Raw genomic sequence first — 18,616 nt, 5'->3', positions numbered from 1 at the left:
CCCGACTCATTTCTGCCGCCGATCCACCACGGGAAAGATCAGAAAATCAAAATCCGATCCTTCGGACATTTTCGATGTCTGCCATCCACGCATGGCGTGGATCTACCGGCAAGCCACGGGATCGGGTCTGGAGGAAAGCCCCCTGAGTCAGGGGGCGGCCGCGAAGCGGCAGGGGTCTGGAAGCTGGTAAGGGGGGCCCACCGTTCGCGCAGCGAACTGTGGGAGCGACAGCGCGCATGCGATGTCGCGTACCCAGGGCTGCAAGCCCTGCCGGCAACCCTCACCCCGCCGGGGTGCCGGCACCGTGCAGGTAATCCAGGCTCACCTGCAGCAACGCCCGCAATCCCACATCCAGCGCCTTCTCATCCAGCAGGAACTTCGGCGAATGGTTGGCCGGCGCCGTCGCCGGGTCGATGCCCACGCTGGTGGATCCAACGAAGAAGAACATGCCCGGCACTTCCTTCGCGTACAGCGAGAAATCCTCCGCGCCCATCTGCAACTGCGGCTCGTACACGTTGTCCTTGCCCACGACCGCCTGCAGGCTCGGCAGCATCTTCGCGGTCAGCGTCGGGTCGTTCACCGTGGCCGGATTGCCTTCCGATTCGTAGATGTCGGTCACCGCCTTCGCACCGTGCGCGGCGGCGGTGTGTTCGGCCACGTTGCGCAGGTCGGCAAAGATCTGCTGGCGCATGCCTTCGTCGAAGGTGCGGATGGTGCCGACCATCTCCACTTCATCAGGAATGATGTTGTAGCGGATGCCGCCGTTGATCGCGCCGAAGGTCAGCACCGCCGGTTGCTTGGACAGGTTGGCGCGGCGGCTGACGATGGTCTGCGCGGTGCCGACCAGATCAGCGGTGGCGACGATCGGGTCAACACCGTTCCACGGTGCCGAGCCGTGCGTCTGGCGACCGATCACCTTGATCCCGAAGCGATCCGAGGCGGCCATCAATGGGCCGCCGCGCACCGCGATCTGGCCGGCCTGCACGCTGGAGAACACATGCAGGCCGAACACTGCCTCCGGCTTGAAGTCGGCAAACAGCCCTTCCTTCAGCATCAGTGCCGCACCGCCCTCTTCCGGCGGCGGCGCGCCTTCCTCGGCCGGCTGGAAGATCAGCATCACCTGGCCCGGCAGGTCCTTCTTCATTGATACCAGCGCTTCGGCCACGCCGAGCAGGGTGGCGGTATGCGCGTCGTGGCCACAGGCATGCATCACGCCCACGGTCTGCCCGCGGTACTGGTCGGTGGCCTTGGAGGCGAACGGCAGGCCGGTCTGCTCGGTCACCGGCAACGCGTCCATGTCTGCACGCAATGCGATCTTCGGACCCGGCTTGCCGCCTTCGATGATCGCCACCACGCCATGGTGGGCGATGCCGGTCTTCGGCTTCAGGCCCATCGCACGCAGGCGCTTGGCGACCTCGGCCGAGGTGCGCGCCTCGCGGTTGGACAGCTCCGGGTGCTGGTGGAAATCACGGCGCCATTCGACCACCCGGGCCTGCAGCCGCTGCGCGGCGGCGGTCACTTCCGGGCGTTGCCCGTCCTGGGCATGGGCAAGCGCCGGCAGGGCCAGCAGCAGGGCGGACAGCAGCAGCGAACGGCGCATCGCAATCTCCACAGCAAGAGGGTTCCAGCTGAATGTAGGGCAACACCGGCGCCACGGGAACCTCCGGCGCCGCATCCGGTCTTAGCGCCCGTCCCATCCGTCATGCAGGAAACGTGATGTGGCACAGGTACGCTTTGCGCATTGTCCCGGCGTCCCGTCCGGTCCAGCCCTCTCGGAGTCCTCGTAATGTCACGTGTTTGGAAGATCGTGCTGCTGGTCGTGGCGATCCTGGTGCTGGCCGTGGTCGGCCTGCGCGTCATCGGCGGGGGCAAGGACAAGGCTGGAAAACCTGCTGCGGGCGCGCGCCAGGGCGGCGAAGATCCGAATGCCGGTCCAGTGCCGGTGACCGTGGTGGAGGCCACGCGCCAGGACGTGCCGGTGTATGCCAGCGCGCTGGGTACGGTGACCGCGATGAACACCGTCACTGTCAGCCCGCAGGTCGGCGGCCAGCTGATGAGCCTGAATTTCCGTGAAGGCCAGGAAGTGAAGCAGGGTGATGTGCTGGCGGTGATCGATCCGCGCACCGCCCAGGCCAGCTACGACCAGGCCGCGGCAGCCAAGCGCCAGAACGAGGCCCTGCTGGCCACCGCGCGCTCCAACTACCAGCGCTCGAACGCGCCGGAGTATCGCCAGTACGTCGCCAAGACCGATCTGGATACACAGCGAAACCAAGTGGCACAGTACGAAAGCGCCGTGGCCGCCAACGAGGCAAGCATGCGCTCGGCGCAGGTGCAGCTGCAGTACACCCGGGTCACCGCGCCGATCTCAGGCATCGCCGGCATCCGTGCGGTCGACGCCGGCAACGTGGTCAGCGCCGGTACCGCGCTGGTCACGCTGACCCAGATCCATCCGATCCACGTGCTGTTCAACCTGCCCGAGCGCCAGCTCGGCGATGTGCGCCAGGCGCAGGCCGCCGGCACGGTGCCGGTGGCGGCGCTGGACCGCGCCGATTCGCACGTGCTGTCCGGCGACGGCAAGCTCGATGTGGTCGACAACCTGATCAGTGCCGACAGCGGCACGTTCAAGGCGCGCGCCGTATTCGACAACACCGACAACGGCCTGTGGCCGGGCCAGTTCGTCAACGTGCGCATGCAGCTGCGCACCATCGGCGGCGGCGTGGTCATTCCGACCCAGGCGGTGCTGCGTGGCCCGGACGGCGAGTACGTCTATGTCGTGCAGGGCGACAACACGGTGAAGATGCAGACCGTGCGCAGCGGCGTGGAAGTCGGCGACAGCCAGGTGCAGATCGCCGAAGGCCTCAAGGGTGGCGAGCGGGTGGTCAGCGAAGGCCAGTTCCGCCTGAAGCCGGGCAGCAAGGTCACCGCGCTGAAGCCGGGCGAGACCCCGGCCGCGCCGACCGAGGCCGAACTGAAGGCGGCCGAACAGAAGAACGCGGGCGGCGGTGGCCGTCGCGGTGGTGGCCCGCGCTGAGCGCAGGCCACGGTTCTCCCTCGCGCCGGCGGACCTGCCGGGGCCGACATTGAAGTGCCAGCAAGGATCAGTCCGTGGGCTTTTCGACGATCTTCATCCGCCGCCCGATCGCTACCTCGCTGTTGATGGCGGGCCTGTTGCTGCTGGGCATCCTCGGTTACCGCAAGCTGCCGGTGTCGGCGCTGCCGGAAATCGATGCGCCCAGCCTGGTGGTCACCACCCAGTACCCCGGCGCCAATGCCACCACCATGGCCTCGCTGGTCACCACCCCGCTGGAGCGCCAGTTCGGGCAGATCTCCGGGCTGGAACTGATGACGTCGGACTCGTCGGCCGGCTTGTCGACGATCATCCTGCAGTTCTCGATGGACCGCGACATCGACATCGCCGCGCAGGACGTGCAGGCGGCGATCCGTCAAGCCACCCTGCCCTCATCGCTGCCCTACCAGCCGGTCTACAACCGGGTGAATCCGGCCGACGCGGCCATCGTCACCCTGAAGCTGACCTCTGACACGCGCCCGCTGCGCGACGTCAACAACTACGCCGACTCGATCCTGGCCCAGCGCCTGTCGCAGGTGCAGGGCGTGGGCCTGGTCTCGATTGCCGGCAACGTGCGGCCCGCCGTGCGCATCCAGGTCAATCCGGCGCAGCTGTCGAACATGGGGCTGACCCTGGAACAGCTGCGCAGCGCGCTGACCCAGGCCAACGTCAACGCGCCGAAGGGTTCGTTGAACGGCAAGACCCAGTCCTACAGCATCGGCACCAACGACCAGCTGGCCAGCGCCGCCGAGTACCGCGACACCATCATCAGCTACAAGAACGGCCGCCCGGTGCGGCTGTCGGACGTGGCCGAGGTGATCGATGGCGTGGAGAACGACCAGTTGGCCGCCTGGGCCGATGGCAAGCCGGCGGTGCTGCTGGAAGTGCGCCGCCAGCCGGGCGCCAACATCGTGCAGACCGTCGAGCGCATCCGCGCGATCCTGCCGCAGCTGCAGGGCGTGCTGCCGGCCGACGTGCACCTGGAAATCTTCAACGATCGCACCGAGACCATCCGCGCCTCGGTGCATGAGGTGCAGTTCACCCTGATCCTCACCATCGGCCTGGTGGTGGCGGTGATCTTCGTGTTCCTGCGCCGCCTGTGGGCCACGATCATCCCGTCGGTGGCAGTACCGCTCTCGCTGGCCGGTACCTTCGCGGTGATGGCCTTCGCCGGCATGTCGCTGGACAACCTGTCGCTGATGGCGCTGGTGGTGGCCACCGGCTTCGTGGTCGACGATGCGATCGTGATGATCGAGAACATCGTGCGCTACATCGAGCAGGGCAAGAGCGGCAAGGAAGCGGCCGAGATCGGCGCACGCCAGATCGGCTTCACCGTGCTGTCGCTGACGGTCTCGCTGGTGGCGGTGTTCCTGCCGCTGCTGCTGATGCCCGGCGTCACCGGCCGCCTGTTCCACGAGTTCGCGTGGGTGCTGAGCATCGCCGTGGTGCTGTCGATGCTGATCTCGCTGACGCTCACCCCGATGATGTGCGCCTACCTGCTCAAGCCCGACGCCCTGCCCGAGGGCGAGGACGCGCATGAGCGCGCAGCAGCGGCCGGCAAGCAGAACCTGTGGACGCGCACCGTCGGCCTCTACGAGCACAGCCTGGACTGGGTGCTGGGCCACCAGCGCCTGACCCTGGCCGTGGCCGGTGGCGCGCTGGTGCTGACCGTGCTGCTGTACGTGCTGATCCCCAAGGGCCTGCTGCCCGAACAGGACACCGGCCTGATCACCGGCGTGGTGCAGGCCGACCAGAACATTGCCTTCCCGCAGATGGAGCAGCGCACCAGGCAGGTGGCCGAAGCGCTGCGCCAGGACCCGGATGTGACCGGCGTGTCGGCCTTCATTGGCGCGGGCAGCATGAATCCCACGCTCAACCAGGGCCAGCTGTCGATCGTGCTGAAGGAACGCGGCGAGCGCGATGGCCTGGATGAGATCCTGCCGCGCCTGCAGAAGGCGGTGGCGGGCATTCCGGGCGTGGCGCTGTACCTGAAGCCGGTACAGGACGTGACCCTGGATACCCGCGTGGCCGCCACCGAGTACCAGTACTCGCTGTCGGACGTGGATTCGGCGACGGTGGCGACCCAGGCCACGCGCCTGACCGAAGCGCTGCGCAAGCGCCCGGAACTGGCCGACGTCGACAACAACCTGTCCAACCAGGGCCGCGCCCTGGAGCTGAACATCGACCGCGACAAGGCCAGCGTGCTGGGCGTGCCGATGCAGACCATCGACGACACGCTCTACGATGCGTTCGGCCAGCGCCAGATCTCGACCATCTTCACCGAGCTCAACCAGTATCGCGTGGTGCTGGAAGTGGCACCGGAGTTCCGCACCAGCACCGCGCTGATGGAACAGCTGGCGGTCGCCTCCAACGGCGCCGGCGCATTGACCGGCACCAATGCCACCAGCTTCGGCCAGGTCACCTCCTCCAACTCGTCCACCGCCACCGGCATCGGCGCGCAGAACACCGGCATCACCGTCGGCGCCGGCAACATCATTCCGCTGTCGGCGCTGGCCGAAGGCAAGGTGAGCAGCGCACCGCTGGTGGTCAGCCACCAGCAGCAGCTGCCGGCGGTGACGGTGTCGTTCAACGTGGCGCCGGGCTATTCGCTGTCCGAAGCGGTGCGAGCGATCCAGGAGACCAAGGACAGCCTGGACATGCCGGCACACCTGCATGCCGAATTCATCGGCAAGGCCGCCGAGTTCACCGGCAGCCAGACCGATGTGGTGTGGCTGCTGCTGGCCTCGCTGGTGGTGATCTACATCGTGCTGGGCGTGCTCTACGAGAGCTACATCCACCCGATCACGATCATCTCCACGCTGCCGCCGGCCGGTGTCGGCGCGCTGCTGGCGCTGATGCTGTGCGGGCTGAGCCTGTCGGTGGATGGCATCGTCGGCATCGTGCTGCTGATCGGCATCGTCAAGAAGAACGGCATCATGATGGTCGACTTCGCCATCGAAGCCCGCCGCGCCGGCGCCAACGCGCACGAGGCGATCCGCCGCGCCTGCCTGCTGCGCTTCCGCCCGATCATGATGACCACCGCCGCGGCCATGCTTGGCGCGCTGCCGCTGGCGCTGGGCACCGGCATCGGTTCGGAGCTGCGCCGCCCGCTGGGTATCGCCATCGTTGGCGGCCTGCTGCTGTCGCAGTTGGTGACCCTGTACACCACGCCGGTGATCTACCTGTACATGGAGCGCTTCTCCGAGTGGCTGGCGCGCCGCCGCGAACAGCGTGCGCTGCGCGACGGTTCGCTGCAGGAGCCGCAGGCATGATCCACGCCCCGCTGCCGTGGGGGGCCGCACGATGAACCTGTCCGGCCCCTTCATCCGCCGCCCGATCGGCACCGCACTGCTGGCCATCGGCTTGTTCATGGTCGGCCTGATCTGCTACCTGCGCCTGGGCGTATCGGCGCTGCCGAACATCGAGATCCCGGTGATCTTCGTGCATGCCAGCCAGTCCGGCGCCGACGCGGCGACCATGGCCTCGACGGTCACCGCGCCGCTGGAACGCCATCTCGGCCAGCTGCCGGGCATCGATCGCATGCGCTCGTCGAGCTCGGAAGGCAGCTCGCTGGTGTTCATGATCTTCCAGAGCGGCCACAACATCGATTCGGCGGCACTGGATGTACAAACGGCGATCAACTCGGCTCAGGCCGACCTGCCCTCGGGCATGGGCTCGCCGATGTACCAGAAGGCGAACCCGAACGACGACCCGGTGATCGCCATCGCGCTGACCTCGCAGACGCAGTCGGCCGACGAGCTCTACAACGTGGCCGACTCGCTGCTGGCGCAGCGCATCCGCCAGATCAGCGGCGTCGCCTCGGTCGACATCGCTGGCGCGTCGACGCCAGCGGTGCGCGTGGACGTCAACCTGCGCCTGATGAACGCGTTGGGCCTGACCGCCGATGACCTGCGCAACGCAGTGCGCGCGGCCAACGTGACCTCGCCCACCGGCTTCCTCAGCGATGGCAACACCACCACGGCGATCATCGCCAACGACTCGGTGGCGCGCGCCGCCGACTTCGCCGACCTGGTGGTCAAGACCCAGGGCGACGGCCGGGTGATCCGGCTGAAGGACATCGCCAACGTCTACGACGGCCAGCAGGATGCCTACCAGGCGGCGTGGTTCGACCACAAGCCGGCGGTGGTGATGTACGTGTTCACCCGCGCCGGCGCCAACATCGTGGAGACCGTAGACCGGGTCAAGGCGCAGATCCCGACCCTGCGCGACTACCTGCAGCCGGGCACCACGATGACGCCGTACTTCGACCGTACGCCGACCATCCGTTCGTCGCTGCATGAAGTGCAGGTCACCCTGCTGATCAGCCTGGCGATGGTGGTGCTGACCATGGCGCTGTTCCTGCGCCGGCTGGCCCCCACCCTGATCGCGGCGGTGACCGTGCCGCTGTCGCTGGCCGGCGCCGCGCTGGTGATGTACGTGATGGGCTTCACCCTGAACAATCTGAGCCTGCTGGCGCTGGTGATCGCGATCGGCTTCGTGGTCGACGATGCGATCGTGGTGATCGAGAACATCATGCGCCACCTCGACGAAGGCATGCCGCGCATGCAGGCGGCGTTGACCGGTGCGCGCGAGATCGGCTTCACCATCGTCTCGATCACCGCCTCGCTGGTGGCGGTGTTCATCCCGCTGCTGTTCGCCAGTGGCATGATGGGCGCGTTCTTCCGCGAGTTCACCGTCACCCTGGTGGCGGCCATCGTGGTTTCGATGATCGTCTCGCTGACATTGACCCCGGCGCTGTGCAGCCGCTTCCTCAGCGCGCACGACCACAGCGCGCCGCCGTCGCGTTTCGGCCGCTGGCTGGACGCCGGCCACGAGCGGATGCTGCGCATCTACACCGTGTTCCTCGATTTCTCGCTGCGCCACGCGCTGCTGCTGTCGCTGACGCCACTGATCCTGATCGGCGTCACCATCTTCCTGTTCGGCGCGGTGAAGAAGGGCGCGTTCCCGCCGCAGGACACCGGCCTGATCTGGGGCCGCGCCAACTCCAGTGCCACCGTGTCGTTCGAGGACATGGTCGCGCGCCAGCGCCGCATCACCGACATGCTGATGGCCGACCCGGCGGTGAAGACGGTGGGTGTACGCCTGGGCAGCGGCCGCCAGGGCTCCAGTGCACAGTTCAACATCGAGCTGAAATCACGCAGCGACGGCCGCCGCGAAACCACCGCGCATGCGTTGGCGCGCCTCAGCGCCAAGGCCGATCGCTATCCCGACCTGCAGCTGCGCCTGCGCGCGATCCAGGACCTGCCCAGCAACGATGGCGGCGGCTCCAGCCAGGGCGCGCAGTACCGCATTTCGCTGCAGGGCAACGACCTGGCCGCACTGCAGGAATGGCTGCCCAAGCTGCAGGCGGAACTGAAGAAGAACCCGAAGCTGCGCGACGTCGGGACCGACGTGGACAATGCCGGCCTGCGCCAGAACATCCAGATCGACCGCGCAAAGGCCGCGCGCCTGGGCATCACAGTGGGCGCCATCGACGGCGCGCTGTATGGTGCGTTCGGCCAGCGCCAGATCTCCACCATCTATTCGGACATCAACCAGTACAGCGTGGTGGTCAATGCCCTGCCCTCGCAGACCGCCACCCCGGCGGCGCTGGATGAGGTGTACGTGCGTGCGCGCAACGGCGACATGGTGCCGATCACCGCGGTGGCCACCCAGATGCCTGGCCTGGCCCCATCGCAGATCACCCACGAGAACCAGTACACGACGATGGACCTCAGCTACAACCTGGCTCCCAACGTGAGCATGGGCGAGGCCAAGGCGATCATCGACGCGACCGTGGCCGGCATGCGCATGCCCGGCGACATCCGCCTGGCCGACGATGCGGGCTTCGGCTTCAACTCCGATCCCAGCGACATGCTGATCCTGGTGTTCGCCGCAATCCTGACCGTGTACCTGGTACTGGGCATGCTCTACGAGAGTCTGATCCACCCGGTCACCATCCTGTCCACGCTGCCGGCGGCCGGTGTCGGTGCGCTGCTGGCCCTGTTCGGCACCAACACCGAGCTGTCGGTGATCTCGATGATCGCGCTGGTGCTGCTGATCGGCATCGTCAAGAAGAACGCGATCATGATGATCGACTTCGCACTGGTGGCGCAGCGCGAGCATGGGCTGGCGCCGCGCGATGCCGCACGCGAGGCCAGCATCGTGCGCTTCCGCCCGATCATGATGACCACGATGGTCGCGATCCTGGCCGCAGTGCCGCTGGCGATCGGCCTGGGTGAAGGGTCCGAGCTGCGCCGCCCGCTGGGCATCGCGATGATCGGCGGCCTGCTGTTCTCGCAAAGCCTGACCCTGCTCAGTACGCCGGCGCTGTACGTGATCTTCTCCTGCCTGGCCGAGCGCTGGCGCGCCCGTCGCGTGCGCAGGCGCGAAGCGAAGCTGCTCAAGCGCGCGCAGCGGGCGTAGTAGAGCCCATCCACGCATGGCGTGGATCTACTTCTAGGGGCTGCGAATCTGCCGGCCAGCGGCCGGCACTACCACCGGCACGGAGGGTGGGTGCGGACCGTTGGTCCGCACGCCTCCGGGTTTGACGTGCTGTAACGAAAAGAGAACAATTCCCCTCCAGCCATGGTCCTGCGCCCCTTCGCGGCGCCCCGCTGCCCTCTCCGGCAAGCCTGCGTGATCCCAGCCATCAACCTTTCCCCCATGCGGGCGGATGGCGCGTGGCCGTTCGCCGAGGATGACTGAACCATGCTCCTGCACCCACTCTGCCGCCCGGCCCTGCTTGCCGTTTCCCTGTCACTGGCCTGCGCCGCGCATGCCCAGTCCGTTCCCGAGCGCACCCATCGGAACCGCAGTGCCACCGATCTGGATGCGGTGAAGGTCACCGCCGAACGCACCCACGCCGATACTGGCGCCCTTGGTGATCGCGTGCTGCGTGATACCCCGTTTGCGATCACCGCCGTGGGCCGCGAGCAGATCGAGCAGCGCCAAGTGGTCTCGCTGGGCGAAGCGTTCCTGCTCGACCCTTCGGTCACCACCCAGGTCAGCGCCTATGCCAGTGGCTGGAGTTCGCCGATCCGCAACCGTGGCATCGACCTGAACTTCGACAGCTATCGGGTCAATGGCCTGCAGGTCTCCTCGTGGGGTACCGAGTGGCCGCTGGAAGTGATGGAACAGGTCGATCTGCTGAAAGGCCCGGGCGGATTCCTTTACGGTTTCGGTGCCCCCGGTGGCATCGTCGACTACATCACCAAGAAGCCGACCGACACGCCCACCTTCTCCGCCCAGCTGGGCTGGCGCGAGCAGGGCATCGTCAGCGGCGGGATGGACGTCGGCGGCCGCTTCGGCAACGAGCAGATGTTCGGTTATCGTTTCAACGCCTACCGGGAAAAGGGCGAAACCTTCAACGGTGGCCACGTCGATCGAAAGGTGGGCGCACTGTCGCTGGACGCGCGCCTGAGCGACGCACTGATCTGGACCTTCGACGGCGTGTTCCAGTCACGCGACCTGCGCGAGGAATCGCCGCAGTACTACTTCCGCGGACTGACCTCGTTGCCACGACCGATCGCCGGGAATTCCGGCAACAGTGTCCCCGGCACCTACTACGACACTCGTTCCAGCCTGTTGTCGACCCGCTTGGACTGGCAGATCAACAGCGACTGGAAAACCAGCCTGAGTTATGGCGTCACCACCTCGTGGAATGACGTCAACAAGATCTTCGCCTACATCGATTCGCCCAATGGCGACTATGACGTCAACGTCTATGAACTGGGTGGCAAGAGCGAGTGGAAGCTGGCGCAGGCGATGCTGCAGGGCAGCTTCCACACCGGTCCGCTGCAGCATCAGGTGGTGGCAGGCATCAGTCACCAGACCGGGCTGGGCTGGGACCGTCCCTACGAATGGAGCCTGATCGGCCGCGCCAACCTGTACCAGCGCCATGCCATCCGCCATGACGCCGTCGGTTCACGGGTGATGACCCGCGGCGACGAGACCGTGCAGCAGGCCGTGTTCGCAAGCGATACCGTCGATCTCGGCAGCGGCTGGTCGGTGCTGGCGGGCTGGCGCTACAACGATTACGAGACCAAGGGCCGCTACCACACCTATCCGGTCACACCGACCTATGCCGTGATGTTCAAGCCCAGCGAGGCGGTCACCCTCTACGCCAGCTACATCGAATCGCTGGAAGCGGGCAGCCGCGTAGGCAACAACTACATCAACGCCGGTGATGTGCTCGACCCGACCCTCAGCAAGCAGTACGAGATCGGCGCGAAGGCCGAGGCCGCGCGCTGGAACGCGAACGTGGCGGTGTTCCGGCTGGAGCGTGGCGCCAACATCGATGAATTCACACCGGCCGGCAAGCGCCTGGTGCAGGACGGCATCACGCTGTACGAAGGCATCGAGGCCAGTGCCGACCTGCACCTCAGCGATGTCCTCACGATTGGCGGAGGCGTCACCTGGCTGGACCCGACCTACGACAGGCTGTCCCCGGCCAGCGCTGCACAGGAGGGCAACCGTACCGCCGGTGCGGCACGCTGGAGCGGGGTCGTGCACGCCACCTACCAGCTGCCGTGGGTGGATGGCCTGGAAACATACGCCGCGGTGCGCTACTACGGCGATGTCTGGTACGACGCCGACAACACCCTGAAGCTGCCCGATTACACGCTGGTCAATGCAGGCATCGGCTACCGCCTGCTCGCCTCCGGTCATCCGGTGACCGTGCGCGCCAGCGTCGAGAACCTGGCCAACCGGAAGTACTGGTCCAACGCCGGCACAGGCCTGCCACGCACGTTCGCTGTGAGCGTGCGGTTCGACATGTAGGGCCCGGCAGCACCGTGGGTGCGGACCGTTGGTCCGCCCTCCATATTTCACGCGCAGCCCGCAATAATGGTGGAAGACCCTTCCACCGAGCCTGCATGTCCGCCCGCCAATCCCGCCTCAGCCGCCTGTGGGCCCACGAAAAGGCCAGCTACGGCCTGCGCGTGTTCATCGCGCTGACCGCGGCCGTGGCCGTGTGCTGGCAGTTCGACGCGCTGACCGCCCTGCCCGGCGTATTCCTCGGCATCATCGCAAGCGCCATCGCAGAAACGGACGACAACTGGTGGGGCCGGATCAAGGCCGTGGTGTTGTCACTGTTGTGCTTCTGCATTGCGGCAGCCTCGGTGATCTGGCTGTTCCCGTGGCCGTGGATCTTCATCGGCGCGCTGGCACTGTCCACCTTCGGCCTGACCCTGCTTGGCGCGCTCGGTGAGCGCTACGCATCCATTGCCCAGGCCACGGTGACGCTGGCGATCTACACCATGATCGGCTTGGAGCAGCATGGCGCCAGCGACCTGCACAGCGCGCTGGACGCGGTCAGCCATCTGCTGGCCGGTGCAGCCTGGTACGGGCTGCTGTCGATCCTGTGGACTGCGCTGTTCGCCAACCGGCCGGTGCGCGAACGCGTGGCGCGGCTGTACGTTGAGCTGGGCCGCTACCTGCAGCTGAAGGCTGCGCTGTTCGAGCCGGTGCGCGAAGCCGACCTGCAACGTCGCCAGCTCGACCTGGCCGAACAGAACCGCCGTGTGGTCGGTGCGTTGAACGAGGCCAAGACCGCGATCCTGGCCCGCTTCGGCCGTTCCGGGCGGCCGGGCGTGAACTCCGGCCTGTACCTGCGCCTCTATTACATGGCACAGGATTTCCACGAGCGCGCCAGTTCCTCGCACTACCCGTATGGCGCGCTGGTGGACGCCTTCTTCCACAGCGATGTGCTTTACCGCTGCCAGCGCCTGCTCGACCTGCAGGGCCAGGCCTGTGCCCGCCTGGGCGAGGCGATCCGGCTGCGTCGTCCGTTCGTATACGGCGAAAGCAACCAGCAGGCCGGGCGCGACCTGGCCGACGCGCTCGCCTATCTGCGTGACCAGCAGCGCCCGCAGTGGCAGCGCCTGCTCGGCTCGCTGGACCTGCTGGTTCACAACCTGCGCAGCATCGAGCGCCGCCTGCTGGATGCCGAACGTTCCGAAGCCAGCCTGGACAACGTCGACACCCGCCTGCGCGACAGCAACCCGCATACCCTGCGCGAGATGGGCGTGCGCATCCGCCAGCAGCTCACGCCCGGCTCGGTGCTGTTCCGCCATGGCCTGCGCATGGCACTGGCACTGATCGCCGGCTTTGCAGCGATCCGGCTGTTCAATGCGCAGAACGGTTCATGGGTACTGCTGACCATCGTGTTCGTGTGCCGGCCCAACTTCGGCGCCACCCGCCAGCGCCTGGCACAGCGCATCGTCGGCACCGTCGCCGGACTGGTGCTGACCTGGGCACTGCTGCAGCTGTTCCCGCAGCTGCACGTGCAGTTGCTGATCGCCCTGCTCTCTGCGCTGCTGTTCTTCTTCACCCGCACCGACCGCTACCTGGTGGCATCAGCCGCGATCACCGTGATGGCACTGACCTGCTTCAACCTGATCGGCGATGGCTTCGTGCTGATCGTGCCGCGCATGGTCGATACGCTGCTGGGCTGCGCGATCGCAGCAGCGGCAGCATTCCTGATCCTGCCTGACTGGCAGGGCCGGCAGCTGCATCTCGTCCTGGCACGCGTGCTGGACACTGCGGCTCGCTACCTGGATTCGGTGCTGGGCCAGTACCGCAGCGGCATGCGCGACGACCTGGCCTACCGCATCGCCCGCCGCGACATGCACAACGCCGACGCCGCGCTGTCCACCGCGTTGTCGAACATGCTGCGCGAACCCGGCCACGTGCGCCGCAACCTGGATGCCGGCTTCCGCTTCCTGGCGCTGTCCAACACGCTGCTGGGGCATCTGTCGGCGCTGGGTGCGCACCGCGACCAGGTGGACAGCTACGCAGGCGATCCACTGGCGCTGGCCGCGGGCGATCGCGTGCGCAAGGCACTTCAGCAGCTGGCGACGGCGCTGACCGCGCGGCAACCCGTCGCGGACGATGACAACGACGCCGACCGCGCGGTGGCTGCCGAGCTGGAGCAGATCGACGAGGCGATGCCGCCGAAACTGCAGTTGATCCGTACCCAGATGGCGCTGGTACTGCGCATGCTGCCGAAGGTGCGTGCCGCGGCCAATGAGGCGGCGACCAACCTGACCTGATCCCTCATCGCTGATCGGGCATCCCGTCCACGCATGGCGTGGATCTGCTGCGCCGCGTGCAACGGCGCGTTGCACCGGGCGATGCAGTTCGATCACGCCGCCACGCGGATACTGGGCAATCGCCCGCTCTGGATCATCACCATGAAAATCGAACTCAGTGGTCGCACCGCGCTGGTCACCGCCTCCACCGCCGGCATCGGCCTGGCCATCGCCCAAGGCCTGGCCAGCGCTGGTGCGCGGGTCATTGTCAATGGCCGCAGCACCAGCAGCGTCGAGCGCGCCCGCCAGCATCTGCTCGCGGCCGTGCCGGGAGCCGACGTATTGGGTGTCGCCGCCGACCTCTCCGATGCGGCCGGTGTCGATACGCTGCTGGCTGGGCTGCCGAGGGTCGACATCCTGGTCAACAACGCTGGCATCTTCGGCCCAGAGGATTTCTTCCAGACCGATGACGCCACCTGGGAGCGCTACTGGCAGACCAACGTGATGTCCGGCGTACGCCTGTCGCGTGCGCTGCTGCCAGCGATGGTCGATGCCGGCTGGGGCCGCGTGCTGTTCATTTCGTCCGAATCGGCGCGCAACATCCCGGTCGACATGATCCATTACGGGGTCAGCAAGACCGCGCAGCTGTCACTGTCGCGCGGCCTGGCCAAGCGCGTGGCCGGCAGCGGCGTCACCGTCAACGCGGTGCTGCCTGGCCCGACCCTGTCCGATGGCTTCGCGGCGATGTTCGAGGATGAACGCCGGCGCAGCGGCAAGCCGCTGGAGCAGATCGGCCGCGAGTTCGTGATGGCACACCGGCCGTCCTCGGTGATCCAGCGCACTGCCACGGTCGAGGAAGTGGCCAACATGGTGGTGTACCTGGCGTCGCCGCAGGCTTCGGCCACGTCCGGGGCGGCACTGCGCGTGGATGGTGGCGTGGTCGACGATATCGTCTGAGTCCGACGGCAGGTGTGCGGACCAACGGTCCGCACCCACAGGTCCGCACCCACAGCGGATGGGCAGGAATGCTAGGCTGCGCCGGTCAAGGAGGTTCCATGTCCGGTCACAACCAGTTTGCCCTGCTCCGCCAGCGCCGTTTCCTGCCGTTCTTCGTGGTACAGGCGCTCGGTGCTTTCAACGACAACGTGTACCGGCAAGCGATCATCAGCATGTTGCTGTTCATGGCCGTGCCAGAGGAGGAACTCGGGCTGTACGCCACGTTGGCACCGGCCATCTTCATCCTGCCGTATTTCCTGTTCTCGGCACTGGCCGGGCAGATCGCCGACAAACTGGAAAAATCGCGGTTGATCGTGATCACCACCACCATGGAGATCGTGATCATGTCGCTGGCGGCCACCGGCTTCCTCACCCAGAGCCTGCCGGTGCTGCTGGTCGCGCTGTTCTGTACCGGCATGCAGTCCACCCTGTTCGGCCCGGTGAAGTATTCGGTGCTGCCGTCGGTGCTCAGGCCCGAGGAACTGACCGGCGGCAACGGCCTGGTCGAGATGGGCACTTCAATGTCGATTCTCTCCGGCATGATCGTTGGCGGCCTGGTGTTCACCGTGGCCGGCAGCCACGGTACGGTGGTGGCTGCGTGCGCGATCATCGCCCTGGCGATCTGCGGCAACATCGCCGCGCGCCTGATTCCCAGGGTCGATGCAGGCGACCCGACCCTGAAGATCAACTGGAACCCGTTGCCGGAATCGCTCGCGGTTCTGCGCATGGCGCGCCAGCAGAAGGCCGTGCGCAACTCGATCCTGGGCGTGTCCTGGTTCTGGTTCGTTGGCACCGTGCTGACCTCGCAGCTACCGGCCTACGCGGTGACCAACCTGGGCGGCGAGCCGACCCTGTACATCTTCGCCCTGGCCCTGTTCTCGGTGGGCACCGGCGTCGGCTCGCTGCTGTGCGAGAAGCTGTCAGCCCGTACGGTGGAAATCGGCCTGGTACCGCTGGGGGCGTTCGGCATGACCGCGTTCCTGCTCGACCTGTACTTCGCCCGCAGCGGCGAAGCGACGGTGCACGGACTGACCATCGCGCCGTTCCTGCAGCAGCCCGGCAGCATCCGCATCGTCATCGACCTGGTCGGCATCGGCCTGTTCACCGGCATCTTCGTGGTGCCACTGTTCGCACTGATCCAGAGCCGCACGCCGAAGGCGCAGATGTCGCGCGTGTTCGCCGCACTGAACATCCAGAACTCGGGCTTCATCGTCGCTGCGGCGTTGCTGTCGCTGGCCGCGCACACGCTGCTGCACTGGACCATTCCGCAGCAGTTCCTGGCGCTGGCCATCGCCAACGCGCTGGTGGCGATCTACATCTTCACCATCGTCCCCGAATTCCTGATGCGCTTCCTCAGCTGGCTGATGGTGCGCACCCTGTACCGGCTGCGCCCGCACGGCATCGAGGCCAACGTGCCCGACGAAGGCGCCGCGCTGCTGGTCTGCAACCACGTCAGCTACATGGACGCGCTGATCCTGTCGGCGACCATTCCGCGCCCGGTGCGCTTCGTCATGTACTACAGGATCTTCAACATCCCGGTAATGCGCTGGATCTTCCGGACCGCCAAGGCAATCCCGATCGCCGGTGCGCGCGAAGACCCGGCACTGATGCAGCGGGCGTTCGACGAGATCGACGCTGCGCTGGCCGAAGGCGAACTGGTCTGCATCTTCCCCGAGGGTGCGCTGACCCGCGACGGGGAGATGGCGCCGTTCAAGTCCGGCGTCGAGAAGATCCTCGAGCGCCGGCCGGTGCCGGTGGTGCCGATGGCGCTGCGCGGCATGTGGTCGAGCATGTGGAGTCGCCGCGACAGCCGCCTCGGCCGCATGCGGGTGCCGCGCCGTTTCCGCGCTACCGTCGAGGTCGTGGCGGCACCGGCCGTCGATGGCCACGCCACCCGCGCCCCGGTGCTGGAGGCGCAGGTGCGGTCCCTGCGTGGCGATCACGCCTGATCGGCCCGGCGGCCGTCGGTAGCGCTTCCAGGCGATAGCCCCAATCCTCGGAATGACGGCCTCTGTCTCATGACATAGGCCCGTCAAATAGCGCCCAGTCAAGGGCCACACACACCACCATCTGACTGTAAACGCATACATGCAGCGCAGGTTGAGGTAGATTACGCACCCACAGGGGGGAGGTTCGGCCAATGCACCAAGGCCGGCCACCAAGGAATGGAGTCTTGCTTTGAATCAACCGCCACCGCTCAGCCGTCCCGTCTACATCCCCAACCATCTGGTCTGGGCGATCCTGACGACGCTGTTCTGCTGCCTGCCGTTGGGCGTGGTGTCGATCGTCTATGCCTCCCAGGTCGATGGCCGCCGCGCGGCCGGCGACCTGCCGGGGGCCTACAGCGCGTCGCGCAAGGCGGGCTGGTGGGCGGTGGCTTCGGCCGTGGCCCTGCCGGTCCTGTTGCTGTTGTGGTTCGGGCTGTTCGGCGGCTTGGCCGTACTGGGCGCTCTTTCCGACCAATGATTCACCACCACCACCCATCAAGGAGCTTGAACCCATGAATACCGCCACTCCGCAGGTCCCGAACAATCTGGTCTGGGCCATCCTGAGCACCCTGTTCTGCTGCCTGCCGGCCGGCATCGTGTCGATCGTCTACGCCGCCCAGGTCAACGGCAAGCTGGCCGCTGGCGACATCGCCGGTGCCCAGGAATCCTCGGCCAAGGCCAAGAAGTGGGCCATCTGGTCGGCCATTGCCGCCGTCGTGGTCGGCGTGCTGTACGGCATCCTGATCGTCGCTCTCGGCGGCATGGGTGCGATGAGCAACAGCGGCTACTGATCCGCGTGGACGGATCCGGCGCCTGCGCCGGATCCGTTGCTGCATGTCCGCCCTGCCCACCCGATCCCGACTGGCCCGCTGGGCACCACTGCTGGCCGCCACCGGCCTGGCCGCCGGTGCCGCGCTGGTGCTGCGCAACGTCAATCCGTATGTCGCCGGCAATCCCTTGCCGAGCTGCCCGCTGTACGCGCTGACCGGCCTGTACTGCCCGGGCTGTGGCAGCACCCGCTGCCTGTATTCGCTGGTCCATTTCGACCTGCCCGGCGCGATGGCGATGAACCCGCTGCTGGTCATCAGCCTGCCCTTCCTCCTGCTGATGCTGCTGAACGTCGCCGGCATCCGTCCGCGCCTGCTGGACCCGCTGATGCGGGTGCTGGCCAATCCCACGTTCTGGCTCTGGGTACTGCCCGGGTATGCGCTGCTGCGTAACCTGCCGTGGGCACCGTTCACGGCGCTGGCACCGGTCTAGGATTCCAGCCAACGGCGCAGCCCCTCGTGGCGGGCGGCGTTTGAAGGCAGAAGCCTTGGGGTCGGGCGGGGGGGGGGGGGGGGGGGGGGGGGGGGGGGGGCGGGCGGGGGGCGGGGGGGGGGGGGGGGCCGCCCGGCCCCCCCCCCCCCCCCCCCACCCCCCCCCCCCCCCCGCCCCACATGTTGTGTGTGTCCCCCCCCCCAAAAAAAAAAAAAAAAAAAAAATACAAAACTTTTTTTACTTGTATATATAATCCACAGATCTATAATAAA

12 protein-coding genes are annotated in these 18,616 nt (G+C 66.8%); 11 read left to right on the top strand and 1 reads right to left on the bottom strand.

The features are described from left to right. Positions 1-190, top strand: a 190-nt coding sequence (locus tag WDC87_RS08250; protein WP_301655262.1) for a hypothetical protein, incomplete at its 5' end; no start/stop codon positions are given. Between the two features lie 90 nt (positions 191-280). Here the strand turns inward: WDC87_RS08250 and WDC87_RS08245 are convergent. Continuing rightward, positions 281-1,600, bottom strand: a complete 1,320-nt coding sequence (locus WDC87_RS08245) for a M20 family metallopeptidase (protein WP_252744395.1) — start codon at positions 1,598-1,600, stop codon at positions 281-283. A 186-nt stretch (positions 1,601-1,786) separates the two neighbouring features. Between WDC87_RS08245 and WDC87_RS08240 the strand changes: the two genes are divergently transcribed. From WDC87_RS08240 to WDC87_RS08195, 10 genes are all read left to right on the top strand, one after another. Continuing rightward, positions 1,787-3,031, top strand: a complete 1,245-nt coding sequence (locus WDC87_RS08240) for an efflux RND transporter periplasmic adaptor subunit (protein WP_069140039.1) — start codon at positions 1,787-1,789, stop codon at positions 3,029-3,031. A 74-nt stretch (positions 3,032-3,105) separates the two neighbouring features. Next, on the top strand, positions 3,106-6,339 hold the full coding sequence (locus tag WDC87_RS08235; protein ID WP_072168924.1) for an efflux RND transporter permease subunit: 3,234 nt from the start codon (positions 3,106-3,108) through the stop codon (positions 6,337-6,339). 31 nt (positions 6,340-6,370) lie between these two features. Next, positions 6,371-9,493, top strand: a complete 3,123-nt coding sequence (locus WDC87_RS08230) for an efflux RND transporter permease subunit (RefSeq protein ID WP_088496588.1) — start codon at positions 6,371-6,373, stop codon at positions 9,491-9,493. Positions 9,494-9,778: 285 nt separating this feature from the next. Further along, positions 9,779-11,848: a TonB-dependent receptor gene (locus WDC87_RS08225; protein ID WP_252744396.1), complete on the top strand. Its 2,070-nt coding sequence runs from the start codon at positions 9,779-9,781 to the stop codon at positions 11,846-11,848. A gap of 95 nt (positions 11,849-11,943) precedes the next feature. Then, the gene (gene yccS / locus WDC87_RS08220; protein WP_252744397.1) at positions 11,944-14,121 is read left to right on the top strand and encodes a YccS family putative transporter; all 2,178 of its coding nucleotides are present in this window, start codon (positions 11,944-11,946) and stop codon (positions 14,119-14,121) included. Between the two features lie 141 nt (positions 14,122-14,262). Further along, entirely contained in the window at positions 14,263-15,057 is a 795-nt protein-coding gene (locus WDC87_RS08215) for an SDR family oxidoreductase (protein ID WP_111200489.1), read from the top strand. Between the two features lie 98 nt (positions 15,058-15,155). Continuing rightward, positions 15,156-17,045, top strand: a complete 1,890-nt coding sequence (locus WDC87_RS08210) for an MFS transporter (protein ID WP_252744398.1) — start codon at positions 15,156-15,158, stop codon at positions 17,043-17,045. Positions 17,046-17,274: 229 nt separating this feature from the next. Beyond that, the gene (locus WDC87_RS08205) at positions 17,275-17,562 is read left to right on the top strand and encodes a CD225/dispanin family protein (protein ID WP_005419784.1); all 288 of its coding nucleotides are present in this window, start codon (positions 17,275-17,277) and stop codon (positions 17,560-17,562) included. A gap of 34 nt (positions 17,563-17,596) precedes the next feature. Continuing rightward, a complete protein-coding gene (locus WDC87_RS08200) occupies positions 17,597-17,875 on the top strand; it encodes a CD225/dispanin family protein (protein ID WP_005419785.1) in 279 nt (92 codons plus the stop codon). Between the two features lie 43 nt (positions 17,876-17,918). Next, entirely contained in the window at positions 17,919-18,344 is a 426-nt protein-coding gene (locus WDC87_RS08195; protein WP_005419786.1) for a DUF2752 domain-containing protein, read from the top strand. The last annotated feature ends 272 nt before the right edge of the window (positions 18,345-18,616 follow it).

Origin of the sequence: Stenotrophomonas maltophilia group sp. Smal12 (genome assembly GCF_037079935.1) — a bacterium.
Taxonomy (GTDB): domain Bacteria; phylum Pseudomonadota; class Gammaproteobacteria; order Xanthomonadales; family Xanthomonadaceae; genus Stenotrophomonas; species Stenotrophomonas sepilia.
The sequence above is the reverse complement of the archived record's forward strand: the minus strand, read 5'-3'. Positions and strand labels throughout refer to the sequence as shown.

Coding starts and splice junctions, on each gene's coding strand:
- WDC87_RS08200 (WP_005419785.1), top strand. CDS start 17,597: ATGAATACCGCCACTCCGCAGGTCCCGAACAATCTGGTCTGGGCCATC.
- WDC87_RS08230 (WP_088496588.1), top strand. CDS start 6,371: ATGAACCTGTCCGGCCCCTTCATCCGCCGCCCGATCGGCACCGCACTG.
- WDC87_RS08195 (WP_005419786.1), top strand. CDS start 17,919: ATGTCCGCCCTGCCCACCCGATCCCGACTGGCCCGCTGGGCACCACTG.
- yccS (WP_252744397.1), top strand. CDS start 11,944: ATGTCCGCCCGCCAATCCCGCCTCAGCCGCCTGTGGGCCCACGAAAAG.
- WDC87_RS08225 (WP_252744396.1), top strand. CDS start 9,779: ATGCTCCTGCACCCACTCTGCCGCCCGGCCCTGCTTGCCGTTTCCCTG.
- WDC87_RS08245 (WP_252744395.1), bottom strand. CDS start 1,600: ATGCGCCGTTCGCTGCTGCTGTCCGCCCTGCTGCTGGCCCTGCCGGCG.
- WDC87_RS08240 (WP_069140039.1), top strand. CDS start 1,787: ATGTCACGTGTTTGGAAGATCGTGCTGCTGGTCGTGGCGATCCTGGTG.
- WDC87_RS08215 (WP_111200489.1), top strand. CDS start 14,263: ATGAAAATCGAACTCAGTGGTCGCACCGCGCTGGTCACCGCCTCCACC.
- WDC87_RS08210 (WP_252744398.1), top strand. CDS start 15,156: ATGTCCGGTCACAACCAGTTTGCCCTGCTCCGCCAGCGCCGTTTCCTG.